Here is a 16181-nt window from a genome sequence, read left to right as displayed (position 1 = left end):
TCTGATGTATGACGCCCGGCAGACCAGCCGGGCTGATGTGATTATCGCCTGTATTGTTGTATTGTTTGCGATTCTCGGCAAGGTCAGCGACGGACTCCTTGCATTGGGGGAGCGCATCTGCTCCGTTATCAGAAAGCGGGGTGAGAAGCAATGAATGAAATCCGGATCCGGCCGGCAACGGAATGCGATGCTCAGGTATTATCGGAGATTTACAACTATTATGTTCTTCACACGACCGCAACCTTTGCCGAATATCCGTGTATTTCTGAAACCGGAGGAGAGCAATGCATATCTTGAACTCTATGCGACGCCGTCCGGCAACAAGTCCGCATTACAAACAGGAGCTGACCGGAGCCAAACCGGTTCCGCTGGCGGAAGCCTGCGAGCCGGCGGTCAAAAAGCCGGGCAAGTGGGAGTCGTCCGAACATATCGCCAGGCAGAATTTTTGAACATCTCAATGCGGTGTTTCCGCCCGGGGGGACGGGAATCGCCGGCTTCAACGGCTGCGGGAAATCCACACTGCTGAAACTCGCGGCAGGGGGGCGGACGCCGGAGACGGGGCTGGTGGGCCGGAACGGTTCGACCTGTTTCTGCCGCCAGGAGTGCGATGTCCCGCCGCCGGAGTTGACGGAACAGCTTGCCGCAACGGATTTTCGCGCCTGTGAAATCAGGTGCCGGTTCGGTCTGGAAGCCGGTTGGAGCGAACGTTGGGAGTCCCTCTCATTCGGGGAGCGTAAACGCGCCCGGCCGGGATGTGCCTTTTATGCGGAGCCGGACATTCTGTGTCTGGATGAGCCGACCAACTGGACGGAGGGCAGGAGCCAGCAGGAAATCGAACTGCAGAACCGCGGCCGGAGCCGGGAGCTGGAGAAAACGGAGCTGCGTCGGATGAAGCAGGAACTCCTGCACCGCCTGACCCGGGAACGGTGGGATATCCGCGACGGAATCCTGAAAACCGGTTACCGGGAGTAGATTTATTACCGGGCTGGCGCTTTTTTCCCGAAGCGGATGTTGCGCAGGAACATCGCCACTTCCTGAGCGTCGCGGTTGTTCAGGCCGATCCGGATTGATGCGGCATCGGAAAGCGGAAATTTCAGCCGGCCGTCCAGCTTGAGCGTCACCAGGGAATACTCTTCCTGCGGTGCCGGAAACGTGATGCCGCCGAGCTGTTTCCCTTTGGCGTCCAGAAAGATGACCAGAGTGTTCTTATAGCCGCGTCCGGCCGGATTCTGGACGGCGCGGATTTCAAAGTGCAGCGTATCCGCGTCGCGGTCTTCCGGGGACAGGGCGATGGCGGGATAAAGCCAGCGGTCTTTCACCGAATCCGGAAAAGAGGCGAGGAAGCGGACTGCGTTCTCCTTTTCCGCGTGCGCGATTTTCAGGGCTTTGCCGGAAGTGGAGAACTGCTTGTTCCAGTTTTCCGGTTTCAGCGGATCGGCTGTCGCATACAGCATTGCTCCGGTTGCGAGAAGGGACAGACACAGCAGTTTTTTCATCATGCTTTTTCCTTATTATTCGGAATTTACATTTAGGGGGATTCATTCTTTTACCAAAGTGATTTCAGGCGTGGCGGGACGGCAGCGGGGATCGCCGATGTCGGAGAGATAATACATCCAGCCTTTTCTTTCCGCACCGAGGTCGGCGTCGTTGACGATGAAGGCGAACCGCACTGTATCGTTCTCTTTCCAGGGGGAACCGTCCGGTTTGGGGAAGGCGATCCGGTAGCGGGTGGTGTTACCTTCACGGACGACGGAGAACGGGATTTTCATTCCGGCGGATTTCTTGTCATGACGGAAAAGCACGGCTCCCCGTTCATTCAGGCCGAGGTCGAACAACATGCCGTCGAACCAGAGTTGCATTGAGTCGCGCTGCCAGAGCAAGGCGGGGTCCGGATCGGCGGAGTGGACATCGTCCGTGACGTCCGCGGTCAGCTTGAAGTGCCGTTCGTCCCAGTCGAGGTTCGCTTTCACGGAGAGGTCGGAGGGGCCGTCCCATTGAAACAGGATCCGCGAAGGGGCGATGTAATCGGAGCGTTCCTGGAGTATGACCGGGGGATTCCCCGCCGGTTTCAGCGCGAGCCAGTTCAGCTTGGCGGAACGCCGGACGGTTCCGCCCGGGAAGGTGAGGACCGCCTCCGCTTCGCCGCGGCTTTCGCCCTCCGCCGGTTCCGGGTCGAAATAGACGTGGCTCGTGGCCAGGGCGGGGAGCGTCACCGGCATGGCCGCCGTCTTTTCCGGACTGCCGGGAACCCGGAAGCGGATCGATGCTTCGATCGGGGACGCGGTCGGGTTGGCGATATCCGCCCGGACTCGCGGCTCTCCCCAGCGAAAAGCCGGTCTCAGGGTAAAGTCCAGTGCAGTCGTCAGCCTGATATCCCGCGTGTCGCAGCCGGTGAGCGCGCCGTCTTCCCGGTACAATTGCAAGGTCAGGCGCGTTTCCGCCCGGTCGGCGAGGCGGCGCGGTTTCAGTCGGCAGAGTACTTCACGCCTTTCTCCGGGAGCAAGAGTCAGCGGGATTTCGGCAGTCGCTGCCTCCCAGTCGGGGGAAGCGGACAGAACCGCCTGACCGTGAAAGGGGCCTGGTGCGGGATTATGGAACGAGAGCGGAATCTCAAATTCGTTTCCGAATACCGGAGTGGTTCGGGGCGTACCGATTTCAGCCATCGCCCGTTCCGCTGCGGGAGTCACTTCCGCTCCGTCGAGGTAGGTGACTTCTGAAACGGGGACGCTGACGAAACCTTCAAAAGGAACCAGTCGGCTTTCCGTGCCGGTGGCGTCGGTGATCCGGAGCTCGCCGCCGCATTTCAAGGTTGCGGCGCGTGCTCCGGTGCTGCTCCAGAGAATGTAACGCGGTCCGCCGTCGCGGTAACGGCAGCTGAAAAGACGCAGTCCGCCGGAGGAAAGCTCCCGGCACTCCCGGATCCCGTTGAGCTGTCGCGACATCGTGTAGACCACCGGGAAGTTGCCGGTCGGCCTGCCGTCGTTATCGACCATCACCACCGGACCGAACTCCTCGAACTCCTCCGGGCGGGTCATCGGAATTGCATACAGGAAAATGAAAGTCCTTTCGACTCCGGCGGCGAGTCCGGAGACCGTTTCACGCACCAGCTGCGCCGCTTTCTCCGCGCCTTCGGCGGCTTCCGTGTTCCAGAGCGGCATATCCCGCCAGCCGAACTCCCGGAGCAGGCGCCGGTGCAGGCCGATGTTCCGGTAGTGATATTCGTAGATGTCGAAGTCGGGACGCGCGCCGGCCCGCTGCAGCTCCCGGTAGAAACGTTCGGCCAGCGCGGGCGAACCGGTGACGCCGCCGGGCAGCACTTTCGCCTCCGGGTTTGCGGCGCGGATCGCCGGAGCGGTCGCTTTCAGCAGGCGGGCAAATTCGGCTCCGCCGCCCTCCCAGTGGCTTTCCGCATCCGGCTCGTTCCAGATGCTCCAGTGCCGGATGTGCAAATATCTGGCGGCGGCGCGGGCGGCAAAGGCGGCGTAGTCGCCGAAATCGGCCGGATTGCCTCCGTACATATTGACGCGGTCGACCGCCCAGCGGGGAGGATAGACCAGATTGAACATCGCGTGCATGCCGTATTCCTTCAGGAGCCGGCTGCTGTCATCTCCCTGTTTCCAGTCGAACCGGCCGCGTTCCGGTTCGCTCCGCCCCCAGCTCAGGTTGGCGCGTATCCAGCTGATTCCCATGTTCCGCAGGACCGGCAGTTCGCGTTTGCCGTTCCAGTGGAGGTTGTAGCAATACATGCCGATCGGGGAGTTTTCGGGATCGAGCGCTTTCACCGGTTCGAGGATGGCCCCGGTGACGTCCCGGCTGAAAACCAGTTCGCCGTTCCGCATCAGGGAGTAGGTGAGGCGGAACGCACCCCTGCGTTCCGCCGGAATCACAATTTCACGCTCCAGCACGCCGGCCGGCTCCATCATCACGCGGCGGCGGAGCGGGGCTTCGCCGTTTCCGTGAAAATCGGCCAGCCGTACCAGTTCGGTAACTTCACCGGCGAGAGAGCCGCGGTTTTCAAAACGAAGTTCCAGCCGGACCGGCCCGGCGGCGAATTGAATGTTTCCCGGCACATTCCCGCGACAGCTGAAGACCGGTTCGGCGGCGCAGGCGGCCGCTGCGGCGACAGCAAGAAACAACGGCAACAAAACTTTCACGATTTTTACTCCTTCTTGTTTTTCAGGGCAGCCACGGCCACGGCATTGACACTTCCGACCGGGTGACGGTGCCGCCGTCGATCAGGCAGTCGAATTTCCACTCGTTCACCAGTGTCGCCGGAGTCAGGCCGGCCACATGCCCATCGGCGAAGGCAAGCCGTCCCGAGCCGTGTACCAGTGCGAGGCCGCCATCCTCCACAGCTTCACGGGGGTGGTACATCCAGTGGCCCAGCCCGGGGTGCAGCGCCGCATTGTCTGCCCGGCGGGTCTCCCCGAACAGGTGAATCCGGGACGGCCGTTTCATTCTGTTGAAGAGGAGCAGCCCCTTTTCACCGCCCTCTTTGACATAGAAGACGCCGAGCGTCGGAGCTGCGGAGTTGACGTTGTACTGGTAGTACCAGGTGGAGCTTCTGATGTTCACCATCCCGTATGAGGGATACCAGCAGCGGCTCGACTCCGTTTCAAAACCGTCTCCACGCGGCACGGCGTCGGAGCAGAACAGAACTTTTTCCGCAACGTATCTCTTTGACAGCAGCAAAGAGGCCCACCAGATGTCATCCCATTTGCTGAGCAGTCCGTCTTTGTTGTCATTGGCGTACAGGATTCCCCCCTGCATGACCTGCCGCAGGTTGGAGGAACAGCGGGCCGCCTTGCCCCGGTCCCGCGCCTTGTTCAACGCCGGAAGGAGCATGGAGGCAAGGATTGCGATAATCGCTATGACGATGAGCAGCTCAATAAGGGTGAAATGACCCTTTTTCCGGGGGGCCGGGGGGGCGAAGCCCACCAGCGTGCGGCAAGGTGCCGCCGCCAGGTAACGCGCGCCAATGCCCCTGTGGGGGGCGCGCGAATCACTTCTTGCTTTTTTCCGGGGGGCCGGGGGGGCGAAGCCCACCAGCGGCATAAGTAGGAACGAAGTGACGCACATGCCGTTACGCGGCTTTTCTTTGCCTACTTTCTTTTCACCGGGAAAAGAAAGTATGGCGATGATCGCTATTACAATCAGAAGTTCAATCAGTGTGAATTTTGGACAATCTCGACTCATCGTTCCTTCTCCTTACGATTGGGGTAAACAATTTTCAGCAAGCGCCCTGACGGTTTGTTCGGCCATAAGGGAGATTTCCGTATCCAGATAATGAACCGGGAACGGACAGAAATAGGGAAGTTCCATATTGCGGTGAAAAGCCACGCGCAACTCCTGCGGCACCTTGAGCCGCATTTCCAGAATTGCGATGATCGCGCCGGGAACCGCGGTATCCGGATAGACGATCAGCGCGTCCGGCGGCGGAGTCGTTTCCAGCAATTCCCGGACATACCGGTAACCGAGGCCGGCGTAGTTGTCCTTCAGGTGTTCAAATTCGCGGATCTGCCGCATATAGCGCGGCTTGAGCGGGAGACCGGCCGGTTTCAGCAGTTCGAGGATATCGCTGTAGGGGCTGTTGCCGTGCGTGGGCAGCACAGCCGCAATCCGGCGGCAGCCGGAAAAATATTCGGCCAGGCCGGAAATTTCGAGCCGGGGATCGAACATCTGGCTCAGGTGCCGTACCGGAAGCCGGTTGAACCAGCCTTCATCGAAACTGCGCACGCTCGTGCCGATTACGGCTTGAATCCGGCCTTCGGCCAATGCCCGCCTCAGTTGTTCCGGCGGGGAGTCATGTTCCGCCTCGGGGCGGCAGTCGAAGAGAAGTTCGTAACCGATGCCTGCCTGTTGCAGCTTCCGGCAGAGGATTTCCCGGAAAGCGCTGGAAAAAGCATGGTTTTCAAGGTGTTCCACGCTGTCCGAGGTGTAGATCGCGACATTGCGGATTCCGACGCAACGGTCCACTACGAACATTCCGCGTCCCGGCTGTTTGGCGATCAGGCCGAGCCGGGCGAGTTCGTCGCTGGCGAGCTTGACCGAAAAGGCGTTGGTGTGGCACAGTGCCGCCATTTCACGCTGCGAAGGAAGCATGGAACCGGCTGCGATTTCGTCCGCTTCGATCTTCCGGCGCAGAAACTCGGCCAATTCACGGTGAATGCCCATGTTCCCGGTCGGAGCGAATTCGGCAAGCAGTTGTTCGATCTTCTTCGGCATATCGTGATTTGATTCTTTATTTTAGTTATATCGATTTATGTTATTTCAGTTATAGCGGTTAACAATATTATACCATAAGAGAAGAGGAAAAGCAATAGGGAAAACAAAAAAAAATAAAAATATTGTGGCGGCGTCCAATTGATGGCGGGATTGAAAAAATGGTTTCCGCCTGCTATATTGACGCAATCCGGGGGGATGGCTGAACGGAAAGAGGTGATTGTGGGGCGATTCGGTTTCGGGCGCATCCCGCGCCGCGCCGCCGTGTTGTGCGGGGCGGTTTCCGGGATGGTCGCGTTGGTTTGCATCGGGTATCTGCGGTGCTGTCCCGGCGACTATATCGAACCGGCGACGATGTGGAAACTGACGGCGTCGGCGATCCTGTACGCCGCCGCGCTTTCGGCGGCGCTGCTGCTGAAGCGGCGGTGGGCGCGGCTGGTCTATTTCGCGTTTCCGGCGGTGCTCGCGTGGGAGGAGGCGTTGAATTTCGCGCCGGTCGACCGCTACTATGCGGCATACCAGCTCGCGTTCGCGATGCTGGCGGCGGCCTGGTGCTGGTGCGCGGATGCTGTGGCCGGAGAGCTGATCGCGAAAAGATGCCGTTGGCTTGCCGGATTGCCGACGCTGCTGCTGGGCGGAACGCTTTTTCTGCTGCCGGTGACGATCCTGGCGCACCGGCTGACTTCGGGGCGCAAATTCACTTACGATTCGATTCAGGCGGTCTACCAGACGGAGCCGGCGGAGGCGTTTTACTACTGTTTCACTCATTTCATCGGAATTTTCCTGCTTCTGCTCGGCGCGGCGGTCTGCTGCGGGGTTTTCTGGTTGAACCGGCTGGGAAAAAAGGAACCCGCGCCGCGCGGAGTTCTGATCGCGACGGCAGCCGTGACGCTGGCGCTTTCGCCGTGGATCCTGCAGGAATTCACCGGCCGGGAGGCGTTGAACCGGACCAAGGTGCTGTTTACGGACAGTCTCGGCTACTTCGATGTGATCGAGTCCTACGCAGCCGGTGATGCCGCACGGCTGGCGGAAGTGGAGAAGAGTGTGGAGAAAAGCGGTGATGACGGCATCTACGTGCTGATTATCGGAGAGTCCCACAGCCGCCGCCATTCGAGCGCCTACGGTTACGAAACGGACACTACGCCGTTTCTCCGCCGCGCCGCGGCCGCGCCGGACTGCGTGTTGATGAAGGAGGTTTACTCCTGCCATGTGCAGACCATGCAGGTATTGACCATGCTGCTGACCGCCCGCAACCAGTACGAAAAGCGGAGTGAGGGGATGTATCCGAGCATCTTCGACGTCGCGAACTACTGTTCCTACGAGACGGTGTTCCTGAGCAACCAGTATCCGCACGGACGGTTCGACTCGCCGGTGGCGGCGCTGGCTTCCGGGGCGCGGCAGGGGATCTGGCTCAACACGATGGAGGATTTCATCCTGTGGCGGGCGCGTCCCGACGGCGCGTTGCTGGAACGGCTGCCGGAGCTGCTTCAGGGGAAGCGTAAACTGGTGGTGGTGCACCTGATGGGGAGTCACGGGCCGTATTTCCGGCGTTACCCGGAGAAGTTCAGGCCGGAATTGGAGTGGTATCCCTACGATAAAAGCATTCTGTACACCGATACCTTGCTGGAGAAGATGATCGGGATGTTCCGGGAGAATCCGCGCGTGAAAGCGGCTGTCTATGTGTCGGATCACTCCGAAGTGCCGGGCGTCGGGCATGCCGCCGACCTCTTCGAGCCGGAGATGACTGAAATTCCGATGTTTCTGTATCTCTCCGAAACATTGCGCAAACAGCGTTCCGCGCTGGAATGGACGCTGCGGAAAAACGCGGGACGGGTTTTCACGAACGATCTGGTGTTCGAGCTGATGCTGGACCTGATGGGAATCCGTCACCGTTTCTGCACTCCGGCGCTCCGGATCGCTTCGCCGGAGTATGCGCTGAAGCCGGAGGAGGCGCGCACACTGTGGGGCGCGTTGCCGCTTGAAAGAGCGGGGGCGGAGTAATCCGCGCGGGGCAGGGGAGGCCATGCCGCCTTCGCGGCAGGCCTTATGCGCTGCGCGGCCTGATGTGCAATCGCATCTCCGGCAGCCCGGCTTTGCAGGGCACAAAGTGTCTCTGACGGGCAAGGCGCTTGGAACTCGCTTCAGATAATCCGCCGTCTGCGTTCAGATTTCAGATTAAGGATTGTAAAGGATGTCGTCCGACTGCCGGTCGATCAGGCCTTCGAGGCATTCCGATTCTTCTTCTCGTTTGAATCTGGTGACGGAAATCAGAAGCTGGGAGTTGTATTTGACCGCCGCGTCGATCCGTTTACGGGGTTCATCGGCAATTCATTCCGACAACAAATGATGATTCAGACGCATGGAAACCGGAGCAAATGGAAACTCCAGCTTTTTCGACTGTCGTTTTAAGGGGCGCGCGCACGTCTGTTGGGGAGAGGCGGGATATTTCTTGTTTTTTCCGGAATTCCTGCAGTTTACGGCTTTACGGAAAGCATAATGCGATTATATTACATGGATCGCCGGAAAATGTGCCGAAATGGTTTCGGTGTTTTCAGGTGCAGGTAATTGAATGGCGGGATTGTGAGTTATTCGTATCGAAAAATATGGCTGGTGGCGCTTCCGGTGCTGGTCAGTGTGTTGATGGAACATATGATCGGCCTTACCGATACCGCTTTCCTCGGGCGGATCGGTGAAGTCGAGCTGGGTGCGTCCGCGTTGGGAAGCGTCTATTTTCTGTCGATTTTCATGCTGGGATTCGGTTTCAGCATCGGCGCGCAAATCCTGATCGCGCGGCGGAATGGTGAGAAGCGTTACGGTGAAATCGGAAAAATCTTCTATTCCGGTCTGGGATTCCTGCTGGTTCTGGCCGCAATCCTGTGCGGAGCGTCGCTGCTGCTGTCGCCTCATGTATTGCGCCCCGTGATTCAGTCGGAGGCGGTGTTCGACGCGACCGTTCAATATCTCAACTGGCGGGTGTTCGGCTTCTTTTTCGCTTTCACCGGCGTGATGTTCCGGGCATTCTTCGTCGGCGTTACGCAGACGAAAATCCTGACGGTCAATTCGGTGGTGATGGTGTTGACCAACGTGGTGCTGAACTATGCGCTGATTTTCGGGAAGTTCGGCTTTCCCCCCCTTGGCATCGCCGGCGCGGCGATCGCTTCTTCCGCCGCGGAGCTGGGGTCGGCGATCTTTTACTTCTGGTATCTCGCCAGGCGGGTGGACCTTCATAAGTACGGATTTTCCGGCGGGTTGAAGCTCTTTGACGTGACGGTGCTGCGCCGGGTGTTCGCAATCTCCTGCTGGACGATGATGCAGCTGTTTCTGGCGCTGTCGGTCTGGTTCATTTTCTTTATCGCGGTCGAGCATCTCGGTGAGCGGCCGCTCGCGGTGGTGAATCTGGTGCGGTCGCTTTCCGCGATTCCCTTCATCATCCTGAACTCCTTTGCGACGGCGGGGAGTTCGCTGGTCAGCAACCTGATCGGCGAGGAAGGCCCCGGCGGAGTGTTCAAGCTGGGCTGGAAAGTGGTGGGGACCGGTTATCTGGCTGTTCTGCCGGTACTGGCGCTGCTCGCATTGTTTCCCGCCGCGGCGCTGTCGATTTACACGGACAACTCCGACCTGATCGCGGCGACGGTTCCGGCGGTCTATGTGATGATTGTCGCCCACCTGGTGCAGACGCCGGCCAATATCTGGTTCAATATCGTTTCCGGGACCGGAAGCACCCGGGCTGGGCTGGTGATCGAGCTGATCACACTTGCAGTTTATCTGGCGGCGGTGCTTTATCTGGTCACTTATCTGCGCTGTTCGCCCGCCGTGGCGTGGACGACCGAAATCCTGTATCAGGTGGTGATGCTGGCCGGTTGCGGCCTCTATCTGTGGAAGGGGCGCTGGCGCGACCGCCGGATCTGAATTTACCGGGCCGGATCGTGCGGCAGATATTTTTCTTCGAGCGGGCCGGGCGGCGATTCGCGGAATTTGCGCACATATTCGCGCGGAGTCACTCCGAACACCTTGCGGAACCGCTTGGAAAGGTAGCTGCCGTCGATCAGGTTGGTCCGGGCGGCGATCTCCCCGATGGAAAGCTTTTCGGATTTCAGCAGGATTTTCGCCATCTGGAGCCGGGCCTGCTCCCGGAACTGCCGTGGAGAGAGGCCGTGGACGCGCTTGAATTCGCTGAAAAAAGTGGAGTGCGACATGCCGCATTTCGCGGCGATCTCATCCATCGCAAGATCGTTTTCCGGCCGGCTCAGGAGTTTCACCGCCAGCAGCATGCGCCGGTCGGAGGGAGCGTTTCCGGCAAGGCGGTTGCCGCGCAGGACCACGTTGTCGATCAGGTTTCCGGCCAGCTGATACCATTCGCCGCGGCATTCGGTGGTCAGGTTGACGGTCTCGATCAGGTTGCGCAGCATGATACGGTGTTCCCGGCGCGGCGGTTGAATCCGGAAGATGCCCGGATTGATTTCGGGCCAGAGCAGCGGCAGCCGCAGGGGGAACAGCGCCCAGTAGGCGTCCCAGCTTCCGAACCGCTCGAAAACGCGCGATTCCGCCGGTGCCAGCAAATAGACCGAACCGGGCAGCAGCACGGTTGACTGGCGGCCGTTCCGGACGGTGCATCGCCCCGACATCACGATCAGCAGATTGCAGGCGCGCGGGTGCAGCCCCTCCCAGATATCGTGTCTCGCTGTGCCGAAGCTCCTGCCGGCAACCAGGTCGAGGTTCCAGTAAGGACTGACCCTGTCCCGTTTATCTTTGTACGAATTGACCATTTTCAAAGACCTTTTTACTTTGCGACTCCGGACGGTTATTGTATAATATAACTGATGAAAATGAATTTCCAATGAGAGAATCCAAAGGAGCCGCAAGATGAAAGTTTGTCAAATATGTGATTTCCGCTTTTATACCGCTCTGCGCAAAAGAGAGGCGGCAAGGTGCCGCCGCCGGGGATGTGCGTCGTCACTGCGTTCCTCCTGCTTATCCCGCTGGGGAGCTGTGCTCCCCCGGCCCCTCGTTCCCGCTCTGCGTAAAAGAGAGGGGTTCGGGGGAGAGAAAGCGGCGACTTGCGCCGCGTCTCTCCCCGTACCAGACCTCCTCAATCTCTTACATACTTCCGGCAAGCTCTCACGTCTTCGTCAATGCTCTGCAAGCGGCAAGTCGGAGCAAAAACGTGAAGTTGTTTTTCCGCAGAAAAGCGGGAAGACAACTTCACGTTATTGCGGATCTTCCTTCCCCGCCGGCCGACCGCGCTCCCGCCAGTCGACCGTCCCGTACCCGGCACCGGCACCTTGCCGGACGCAGGGGGCGCGGGGGGCGGCGGACACGCCCCCCGCATACCGCCGCTTAAGGCCGTTCACCCTTATTGAATTGCTCGTTGTGATCGCCATCATCGCGATATTGGCGGCGATGCTGCTGCCGGCGTTGAATCGGGCGCGGGAGAAAGCGCGGGCGATCCAGTGCGCGAACAACCTCAAACAGTGCGGGATGGGACTGGCGTTTTACGGCGATGCGAACAACGGTTACTATCCTTTGACGATGAAAATCAGCGGAAATGACTGGAACTGGACCGAGATCATCGGTCCGAAGTATTCGAGCGCCGGAGTCGAATACCAGACGCGGCCATGGCAGGCGATGCTGCCGGATGCGGCGGTGCGCTGTCCGACGATGGCGGTGCTTGCGCCACGTAACAGCTACTACCGGTACGGCATCTGCGCCTATGGCGACTCCAACGTCTGGTTCCGAAATTCGGGTGAGCTGGAAAAGACGGTCGGCTCCGTCTGGAACCGGATCGACCTGAGCAATAAATTTCTGGCGGCTGGACCGGCTGGGGCACGATTATTCGTGGATTTTTCTGATGGGGGGCTGAGCGTCGCCGGTTTCTGCTCGCTGCTGGTCGTGTTCCGGCACTTTATGCGGCTCGGAGGCGACCGGGGATACCGGCCGCCGATGGTGGAGGGTAAATAGCGGGAATGACGAAATTTTTCTGTTTCCTCTTGCATTTTTATCAGCCGGTATTATCTTAATGATTAGAGGAATTAGTTGCGGAATTTGACGATGTTGTTGAATTCCGATACAAACAGGAGGAAAAATGGTTATGAAAAAGATTCTGGTTGTTGCGGCGGTTGCAGCGGTCGCTTTGCTGGCGGTCGGTATTTACACTTCACTTCCGGCACAGGCGGACAACAGCGGCAATTCGCAGCTCTTCACGCCGGGCCGGTATGCGCTGGTGGAGGGCGAGATCAATGTGGCGACCCTCTCCCAGCAGGGCGGGCGCAATGGCAATGAACAGAAGGTGATGTTCAAGGTGGACACCACCACCGGACAGGTCTGGGTGCTGCAGCTCGGCATCGTCGCGCCGAACGATCCTACCGTCAACAGTGCGGTCTGGGCGCCGGTTTCGAACAGCGGCGGCTTCACCCCGTTCGGGCAGGGGGGCAACATCAGCCCCATCGATCCGCCTCAACCGCAGATGTGAGCGGCTTGCGGAAATCCACCCCGGCCACCGGCCGGGGTTTTTTGTCGGCAAAGGGCGGATAAACGGAGCCGGCGGGAAGTTTTTCGGGAAAACTCGTTTCTCAATTCTTGCAATGAGCCTTTTTCGTGGTATACTTTTCTGTTGTGAAAAAGTGAATGGAGTCTCCCATGTTGTATGCGCAGTTGGAAAGCAGGGTCCAGACCTGTCTGGATGAGTTGGTGAAGTCCGGGAAGGCGGTCGGCCTTCAGGCGGCGGTGGTCCATCGCGGCGAACTCGTGGCCGAAGCGTGGTCCGGCATCGCCGATACGCGGACGGAAAGGCCGGTGGACCGTGATATCCTCTTCCCGGTGTTCTCGATGACCAAAGGGGTGGCGGCGACGCTGGTTCACCTGGTCGCGGGGGCGGGACGGCTCAACTACGATGCGCCGCTCGCCGACTACTGGCCGGAATTCGGCTGCCGGGGCAAGGAGAAGATCACGATGCGCATGGTGCTGAGCCATACCGCCAGCGTGCCGCAACTGCCTGAGGCGGAATCCCATGAGGAGTTTGCAGATTTCGAGCGGATGGCGGCGGCGGTTGCGGCGCTGGAACCGCTCTGGAAGCCCGGCACGGAGTGCCACTACCACGCGGTCACTTTCAGCTGGCTCGCCTTCAAGCCGCTGAAGAACATCACCGGCTGCTCCTTCAATGAACTGGTGCGCCGCTACCTCGGGAAAGACTGTTACTGCGGCATGACGCTCCGTGAAGCGGAAACGCTGCCGATCGCGTGGCTGGAGCCGAATCCGTCGCCGCCGGCGCTGTCGGATACGGTGCCGCTGACCGAGAACGACCGGATCGCCCGGCTGGCGATTCCGCCGCAGGTCTGTCCGCTGGAGCAGTGGATGAACAACACCACGATCCGGACCGCCTGCATCCCCGCCTCCACCGGAATCATGAACGCCCGGTTTATCGCCGGGATGTACGGCGACCTCGTCCACGGCAAGCTGATCGCCGCCGACCAGTTGACGTATGCGGTTTCGCCGGTGCACCAGCCGCTGGTTCCGCCGGGGAAGCGGGGCAACTTCGGGCTGGGCTATGCGCTGGACGCGACGCCGGGCGAACCGGTCGGCCGGGTGTTCGGCCACGGCGGTTACGGCGGCAGCAACGCGAAAGCCGACCTGGTCGGTGATTTCGCGGTCGCGGTGCTGAAGAACCGGATGGACTCCTGCGATGTGTTCACCCCGGTCTGGCAGCTGGTGCGTGAGGCGCTGGCCTGAAAAGCGGTTGGTCAGGGAATCTGATAGACCGGCGTCTTTTTCCAGCGGCGCGGCCGGATTTCCAGAATCGAAACATTGCCGCGGTGATCGACCAGAATCGCCTGCGGCTCCTTGCCGGAGCGATTGAAAAGCCGGAAATTGTCGTTGCGGTTGAACGGCTTCAGACGGCGCGGCGAAACCATCATCGACGGCGCGGTCGCGGCGGGAAGCTGATACAGGCCGATGGTTTCGTCCGCGGCCAGCGTGAGCAGCAGCCGGCGGTCGGAAAAGTCGTAGCAGCCGGCCTGTCCGCTCTTTTCCGCCAGCGGCCGCAGGCTTTTCCCGCTGACGAGCCAGGCGTTGCGCCCGGATTCGACCAGCAGCAGTTCATCCAGCTTTTCGGAGAGGGCGAGGCCCCAGTCGGGCGTGAAGCCCTTCGGCAGCGGCATCGCGCGCAGCAGCCGGGGCGGTTCGGCGCCGACGTCGTAGATTTCCAATTGGCCGGAACCGTAAATCGCCAGCGTGCTGCCGTCGGGCGACAGCAGCAGTTTCCCGCCCTTTACGAGCGTCTGGGCTGTTTTCGGGGAAGCTCCGAACTCCCGGAGGCCGAGTGAATGAAACTGATTGGCGCCTTCGAGGGTGAACCAGCACTTTTTGCCGTTGGTTTCGGCGGCGGCGACCGGCCGGTCCAACGCTTCGGATTCGGCGACGGTCTTGCCTGCGGCGAGGTCGATCAGCAGCAGCCGGTCCGGGCGCGCCAGTTGCGGCTGGGCTTTCTCGACGGCGAGCAGCGTCGTGCCGGACGGCAGAAAGCGCAGCGAACCGAGCTTGCGCTCCGGCAGCGTGATTCCCGACGCGAGCTTTTTGTTGAAGAGGTTGAAACCGATCAGGCGGCTGGAGTTGGGGCCGTCCGCCGCGCCAACCCGTTCCCCCAGCAGCAGGAAACTTTCGTCGGGACTCTGGACCGCGTCGAACAGCGCGGCGCCGCCGGTCACACGGGAAGTGTCGTCCGACGGCGTCCAGCGGTAGACCCTGCCGCTGCCGGAGAGCCGGCTCGCCGTCGTGCCGCGCGGCGTGTCGATCGCGTTGTTTTCACCGGGGGCTTCGATCACCAGAAAGTCGCCGGTGGATTGCACCCGGGGCCGTTCGACGGCCTCGTCGGCCCGGATCGGCGGAAGTTCCGCCGCCAGAACGGTCCAGGCCGTCAGGAGGGCGGTTGCCCCGGAAAGAAAGCGCAGCGTCATGAAAAGCCTCCTCTTGCGTTGAGTTTCAGATAAAATGTGCTATCTTATATATAAATACACGATCAAGACTTCAAATGCAAAAAAAGATCGGTTGAATTTCACACCTGTCCTAACAAACTTTTGAAGGGGTGAAAAAAGTGGAGCCAACTTGTCCGTAATAGTATATTACGGTTGCCTAAACCACAAGGAGGCTCCGTAATGAAAAATACATCAGTCAGTCTTTTTCGTCAAGTGTTGGATTTGATACCGAAGCGAGAATTTGAAGAAATAGTCATGAAACACAATGGAGACAAGCGAAAACAGTCCTTTGACAGTTGGGCACATTTTGTGTCGATGATCTTCTGCCAGTTGGCGCAGGCCAATAGTCTGCGAGAGATTTGCGGAGGTTTGAAAACCTGCGGAGGCAAGTTGAATCATCTTGGAGTGGAATCCGCTCCAACCAAATCCAACTTGTCGTACGCCAATGCCCATCGCTCTCCGAAAATGTTCGGCGATATTTTCCATATGCTTCTGGGCCACTGCCATGCAATTGCGCCACGGCATGAGTTTTCGTTTCCCAAGAAACTTTACAGTCTCGACGCAACGCTGATTGAGCTTTGCGTTAAAGTTTTTCCATGGGCAACCTATCGGCAAACCAAAGGGGCAATCAAGCTCAATATGCTGTTGGATCACGATGGTCATCTTCCCGTGTTCGTTGATTTCACCAATGGAGATGTTCATGAGGTAAACAGCGCCAGACGAATGGAACTCCCGCGTGACAGCATGGTGGTTTGCGATCGCGGATACGTCGATTTTTCCATGCTGTATAAATGGAATCTCTCCGGTGTGGATTTTGTCACGCGCCTCAAGACCAATGCGACCTACGACATCCCGGAATACGACGTCAAGCAATATCCCGGAACCGTTTTGAGCGATGAAGTCATTTTTCTGCGTGGTTCGCAAGACAAATATCCGGAACGTCTCCGCAAAGTGGTCGTCTGCGATGTGGAAAACCATCGGACATTGACCTTG

The 16181-nt window shown here is 59.4% G+C and carries 15 protein-coding genes; 9 read left to right on the top strand and 6 right to left on the bottom strand.

The window, feature by feature from the left end; genetic code table 11:
• Nucleotides 1-4 precede the first annotated feature (4 nt).
• From C8D82_RS21180 to C8D82_RS09600, 3 genes are all read left to right on the top strand, one after another.
• Nucleotides 5-154, top strand: a complete 150-nt coding sequence (locus C8D82_RS21180) for a hypothetical protein (protein ID WP_165832980.1) — start codon at nucleotides 5-7, stop codon at nucleotides 152-154.
• Between the two features lie 139 nt (nucleotides 155-293).
• Nucleotides 294-449: a hypothetical protein gene (locus C8D82_RS21175; protein WP_165832979.1), complete on the top strand. Its 156-nt coding sequence runs from the start codon at nucleotides 294-296 to the stop codon at nucleotides 447-449.
• 13 nt (nucleotides 450-462) lie between these two features.
• A complete protein-coding gene (locus tag C8D82_RS09600) occupies nucleotides 463-972 on the top strand; it encodes an ATP-binding cassette domain-containing protein (protein WP_165832978.1) in 510 nt (169 codons plus the stop codon).
• Between the two features lie 5 nt (nucleotides 973-977).
• On the opposite strand, the gene C8D82_RS09595 is transcribed toward C8D82_RS09600, so the two are convergent.
• The 4 genes from C8D82_RS09595 to C8D82_RS09580 are packed head-to-tail and all read right to left on the bottom strand — an operon-like array spanning nucleotide 978 to nucleotide 6225.
• The gene (locus tag C8D82_RS09595; RefSeq protein WP_116884064.1) at nucleotides 978-1499 is read right to left on the bottom strand and encodes a hypothetical protein; all 522 of its coding nucleotides are present in this window, start codon (nucleotides 1497-1499) and stop codon (nucleotides 978-980) included.
• A gap of 39 nt (nucleotides 1500-1538) precedes the next feature.
• On the bottom strand, nucleotides 1539-4154 hold the full coding sequence (locus tag C8D82_RS09590) for a DOMON domain-containing protein (RefSeq protein ID WP_116884063.1): 2616 nt from the start codon (nucleotides 4152-4154) through the stop codon (nucleotides 1539-1541).
• A 22-nt stretch (nucleotides 4155-4176) separates the two neighbouring features.
• Nucleotides 4177-5196, bottom strand: a complete 1020-nt coding sequence (locus tag C8D82_RS09585; protein WP_116884062.1) for a type II secretion system protein — start codon at nucleotides 5194-5196, stop codon at nucleotides 4177-4179.
• A gap of 12 nt (nucleotides 5197-5208) precedes the next feature.
• The gene (locus tag C8D82_RS09580; RefSeq protein ID WP_116884061.1) at nucleotides 5209-6225 is read right to left on the bottom strand and encodes a GntR family transcriptional regulator; all 1017 of its coding nucleotides are present in this window, start codon (nucleotides 6223-6225) and stop codon (nucleotides 5209-5211) included.
• A gap of 195 nt (nucleotides 6226-6420) precedes the next feature.
• On the opposite strand from C8D82_RS09580, the gene C8D82_RS09575 reads away from it, so the two are divergent.
• A complete protein-coding gene (locus C8D82_RS09575; RefSeq protein WP_165832977.1) occupies nucleotides 6421-8223 on the top strand; it encodes a phosphoethanolamine transferase in 1803 nt (600 codons plus the stop codon).
• Between the two features lie 579 nt (nucleotides 8224-8802).
• Nucleotides 8803-10131: an MATE family efflux transporter gene (locus tag C8D82_RS09570; RefSeq protein ID WP_116884149.1), complete on the top strand. Its 1329-nt coding sequence runs from the start codon at nucleotides 8803-8805 to the stop codon at nucleotides 10129-10131.
• A gap of 2 nt (nucleotides 10132-10133) precedes the next feature.
• On the opposite strand, the gene C8D82_RS09565 is transcribed toward C8D82_RS09570, so the two are convergent.
• Entirely contained in the window at nucleotides 10134-10988 is an 855-nt protein-coding gene (locus C8D82_RS09565; protein WP_116884059.1) for a helix-turn-helix domain-containing protein, read from the bottom strand.
• 604 nt (nucleotides 10989-11592) lie between these two features.
• Here C8D82_RS09565 and C8D82_RS21570 point away from each other — a divergent pair.
• The 3 genes from C8D82_RS21570 (at nucleotide 11593) to C8D82_RS09550 (ending at nucleotide 13947) form a co-directional block, all read left to right on the top strand.
• A complete protein-coding gene (locus C8D82_RS21570; RefSeq protein WP_207776105.1) occupies nucleotides 11593-12180 on the top strand; it encodes a DUF1559 family PulG-like putative transporter in 588 nt (195 codons plus the stop codon).
• Between the two features lie 130 nt (nucleotides 12181-12310).
• Nucleotides 12311-12691 carry a hypothetical protein gene (locus tag C8D82_RS09555; RefSeq protein ID WP_116884057.1) on the top strand — a complete coding sequence of 127 codons (381 nt, stop codon included), beginning with the start codon at nucleotides 12311-12313 and terminating at the stop codon, nucleotides 12689-12691.
• A 167-nt stretch (nucleotides 12692-12858) separates the two neighbouring features.
• Nucleotides 12859-13947 carry a serine hydrolase domain-containing protein gene (locus tag C8D82_RS09550; RefSeq protein WP_165832976.1) on the top strand — a complete coding sequence of 363 codons (1089 nt, stop codon included), beginning with the start codon at nucleotides 12859-12861 and terminating at the stop codon, nucleotides 13945-13947.
• Nucleotides 13948-13958: 11 nt separating this feature from the next.
• Here C8D82_RS09550 and C8D82_RS09545 read toward each other — a convergent pair whose 3' ends face one another.
• Nucleotides 13959-15170 (bottom strand): hypothetical protein, encoded by a 1212-nt coding sequence (locus C8D82_RS09545; RefSeq protein ID WP_116884055.1) that lies wholly within the window; start codon nucleotides 15168-15170, stop codon nucleotides 13959-13961.
• Between the two features lie 198 nt (nucleotides 15171-15368).
• Here C8D82_RS09545 and C8D82_RS20655 point away from each other — a divergent pair.
• The coding region (locus C8D82_RS20655; RefSeq protein WP_133245137.1) for an IS4 family transposase at nucleotides 15369-16181 on the top strand (813 nt) is incomplete at its 3' end.

The sequence above is a fragment of the Victivallis vadensis genome (assembly GCF_003096415.1).
Lineage (GTDB): Bacteria > Verrucomicrobiota > Lentisphaeria > Victivallales > Victivallaceae > Victivallis > Victivallis vadensis.
This window is presented reverse-complemented; position numbering and strand designations above follow the sequence as displayed.

Coding starts and splice junctions, on each gene's coding strand:
- C8D82_RS21180 (WP_165832980.1), top strand. CDS start 5: ATGTATGACGCCCGGCAGACCAGCCGGGCTGATGTGATTATCGCCTGT.
- C8D82_RS09595 (WP_116884064.1), bottom strand. CDS start 1,499: ATGATGAAAAAACTGCTGTGTCTGTCCCTTCTCGCAACCGGAGCAATG.
- C8D82_RS09585 (WP_116884062.1), bottom strand. CDS start 5,196: ATGAGTCGAGATTGTCCAAAATTCACACTGATTGAACTTCTGATTGTA.
- C8D82_RS09580 (WP_116884061.1), bottom strand. CDS start 6,225: ATGCCGAAGAAGATCGAACAACTGCTTGCCGAATTCGCTCCGACCGGG.
- C8D82_RS09575 (WP_165832977.1), top strand. CDS start 6,421: ATGGCTGAACGGAAAGAGGTGATTGTGGGGCGATTCGGTTTCGGGCGC.
- C8D82_RS09565 (WP_116884059.1), bottom strand. CDS start 10,988: ATGGTCAATTCGTACAAAGATAAACGGGACAGGGTCAGTCCTTACTGG.
- C8D82_RS09555 (WP_116884057.1), top strand. CDS start 12,311: ATGAAAAAGATTCTGGTTGTTGCGGCGGTTGCAGCGGTCGCTTTGCTG.
- C8D82_RS09550 (WP_165832976.1), top strand. CDS start 12,859: ATGTTGTATGCGCAGTTGGAAAGCAGGGTCCAGACCTGTCTGGATGAG.
- C8D82_RS09545 (WP_116884055.1), bottom strand. CDS start 15,170: ATGACGCTGCGCTTTCTTTCCGGGGCAACCGCCCTCCTGACGGCCTGG.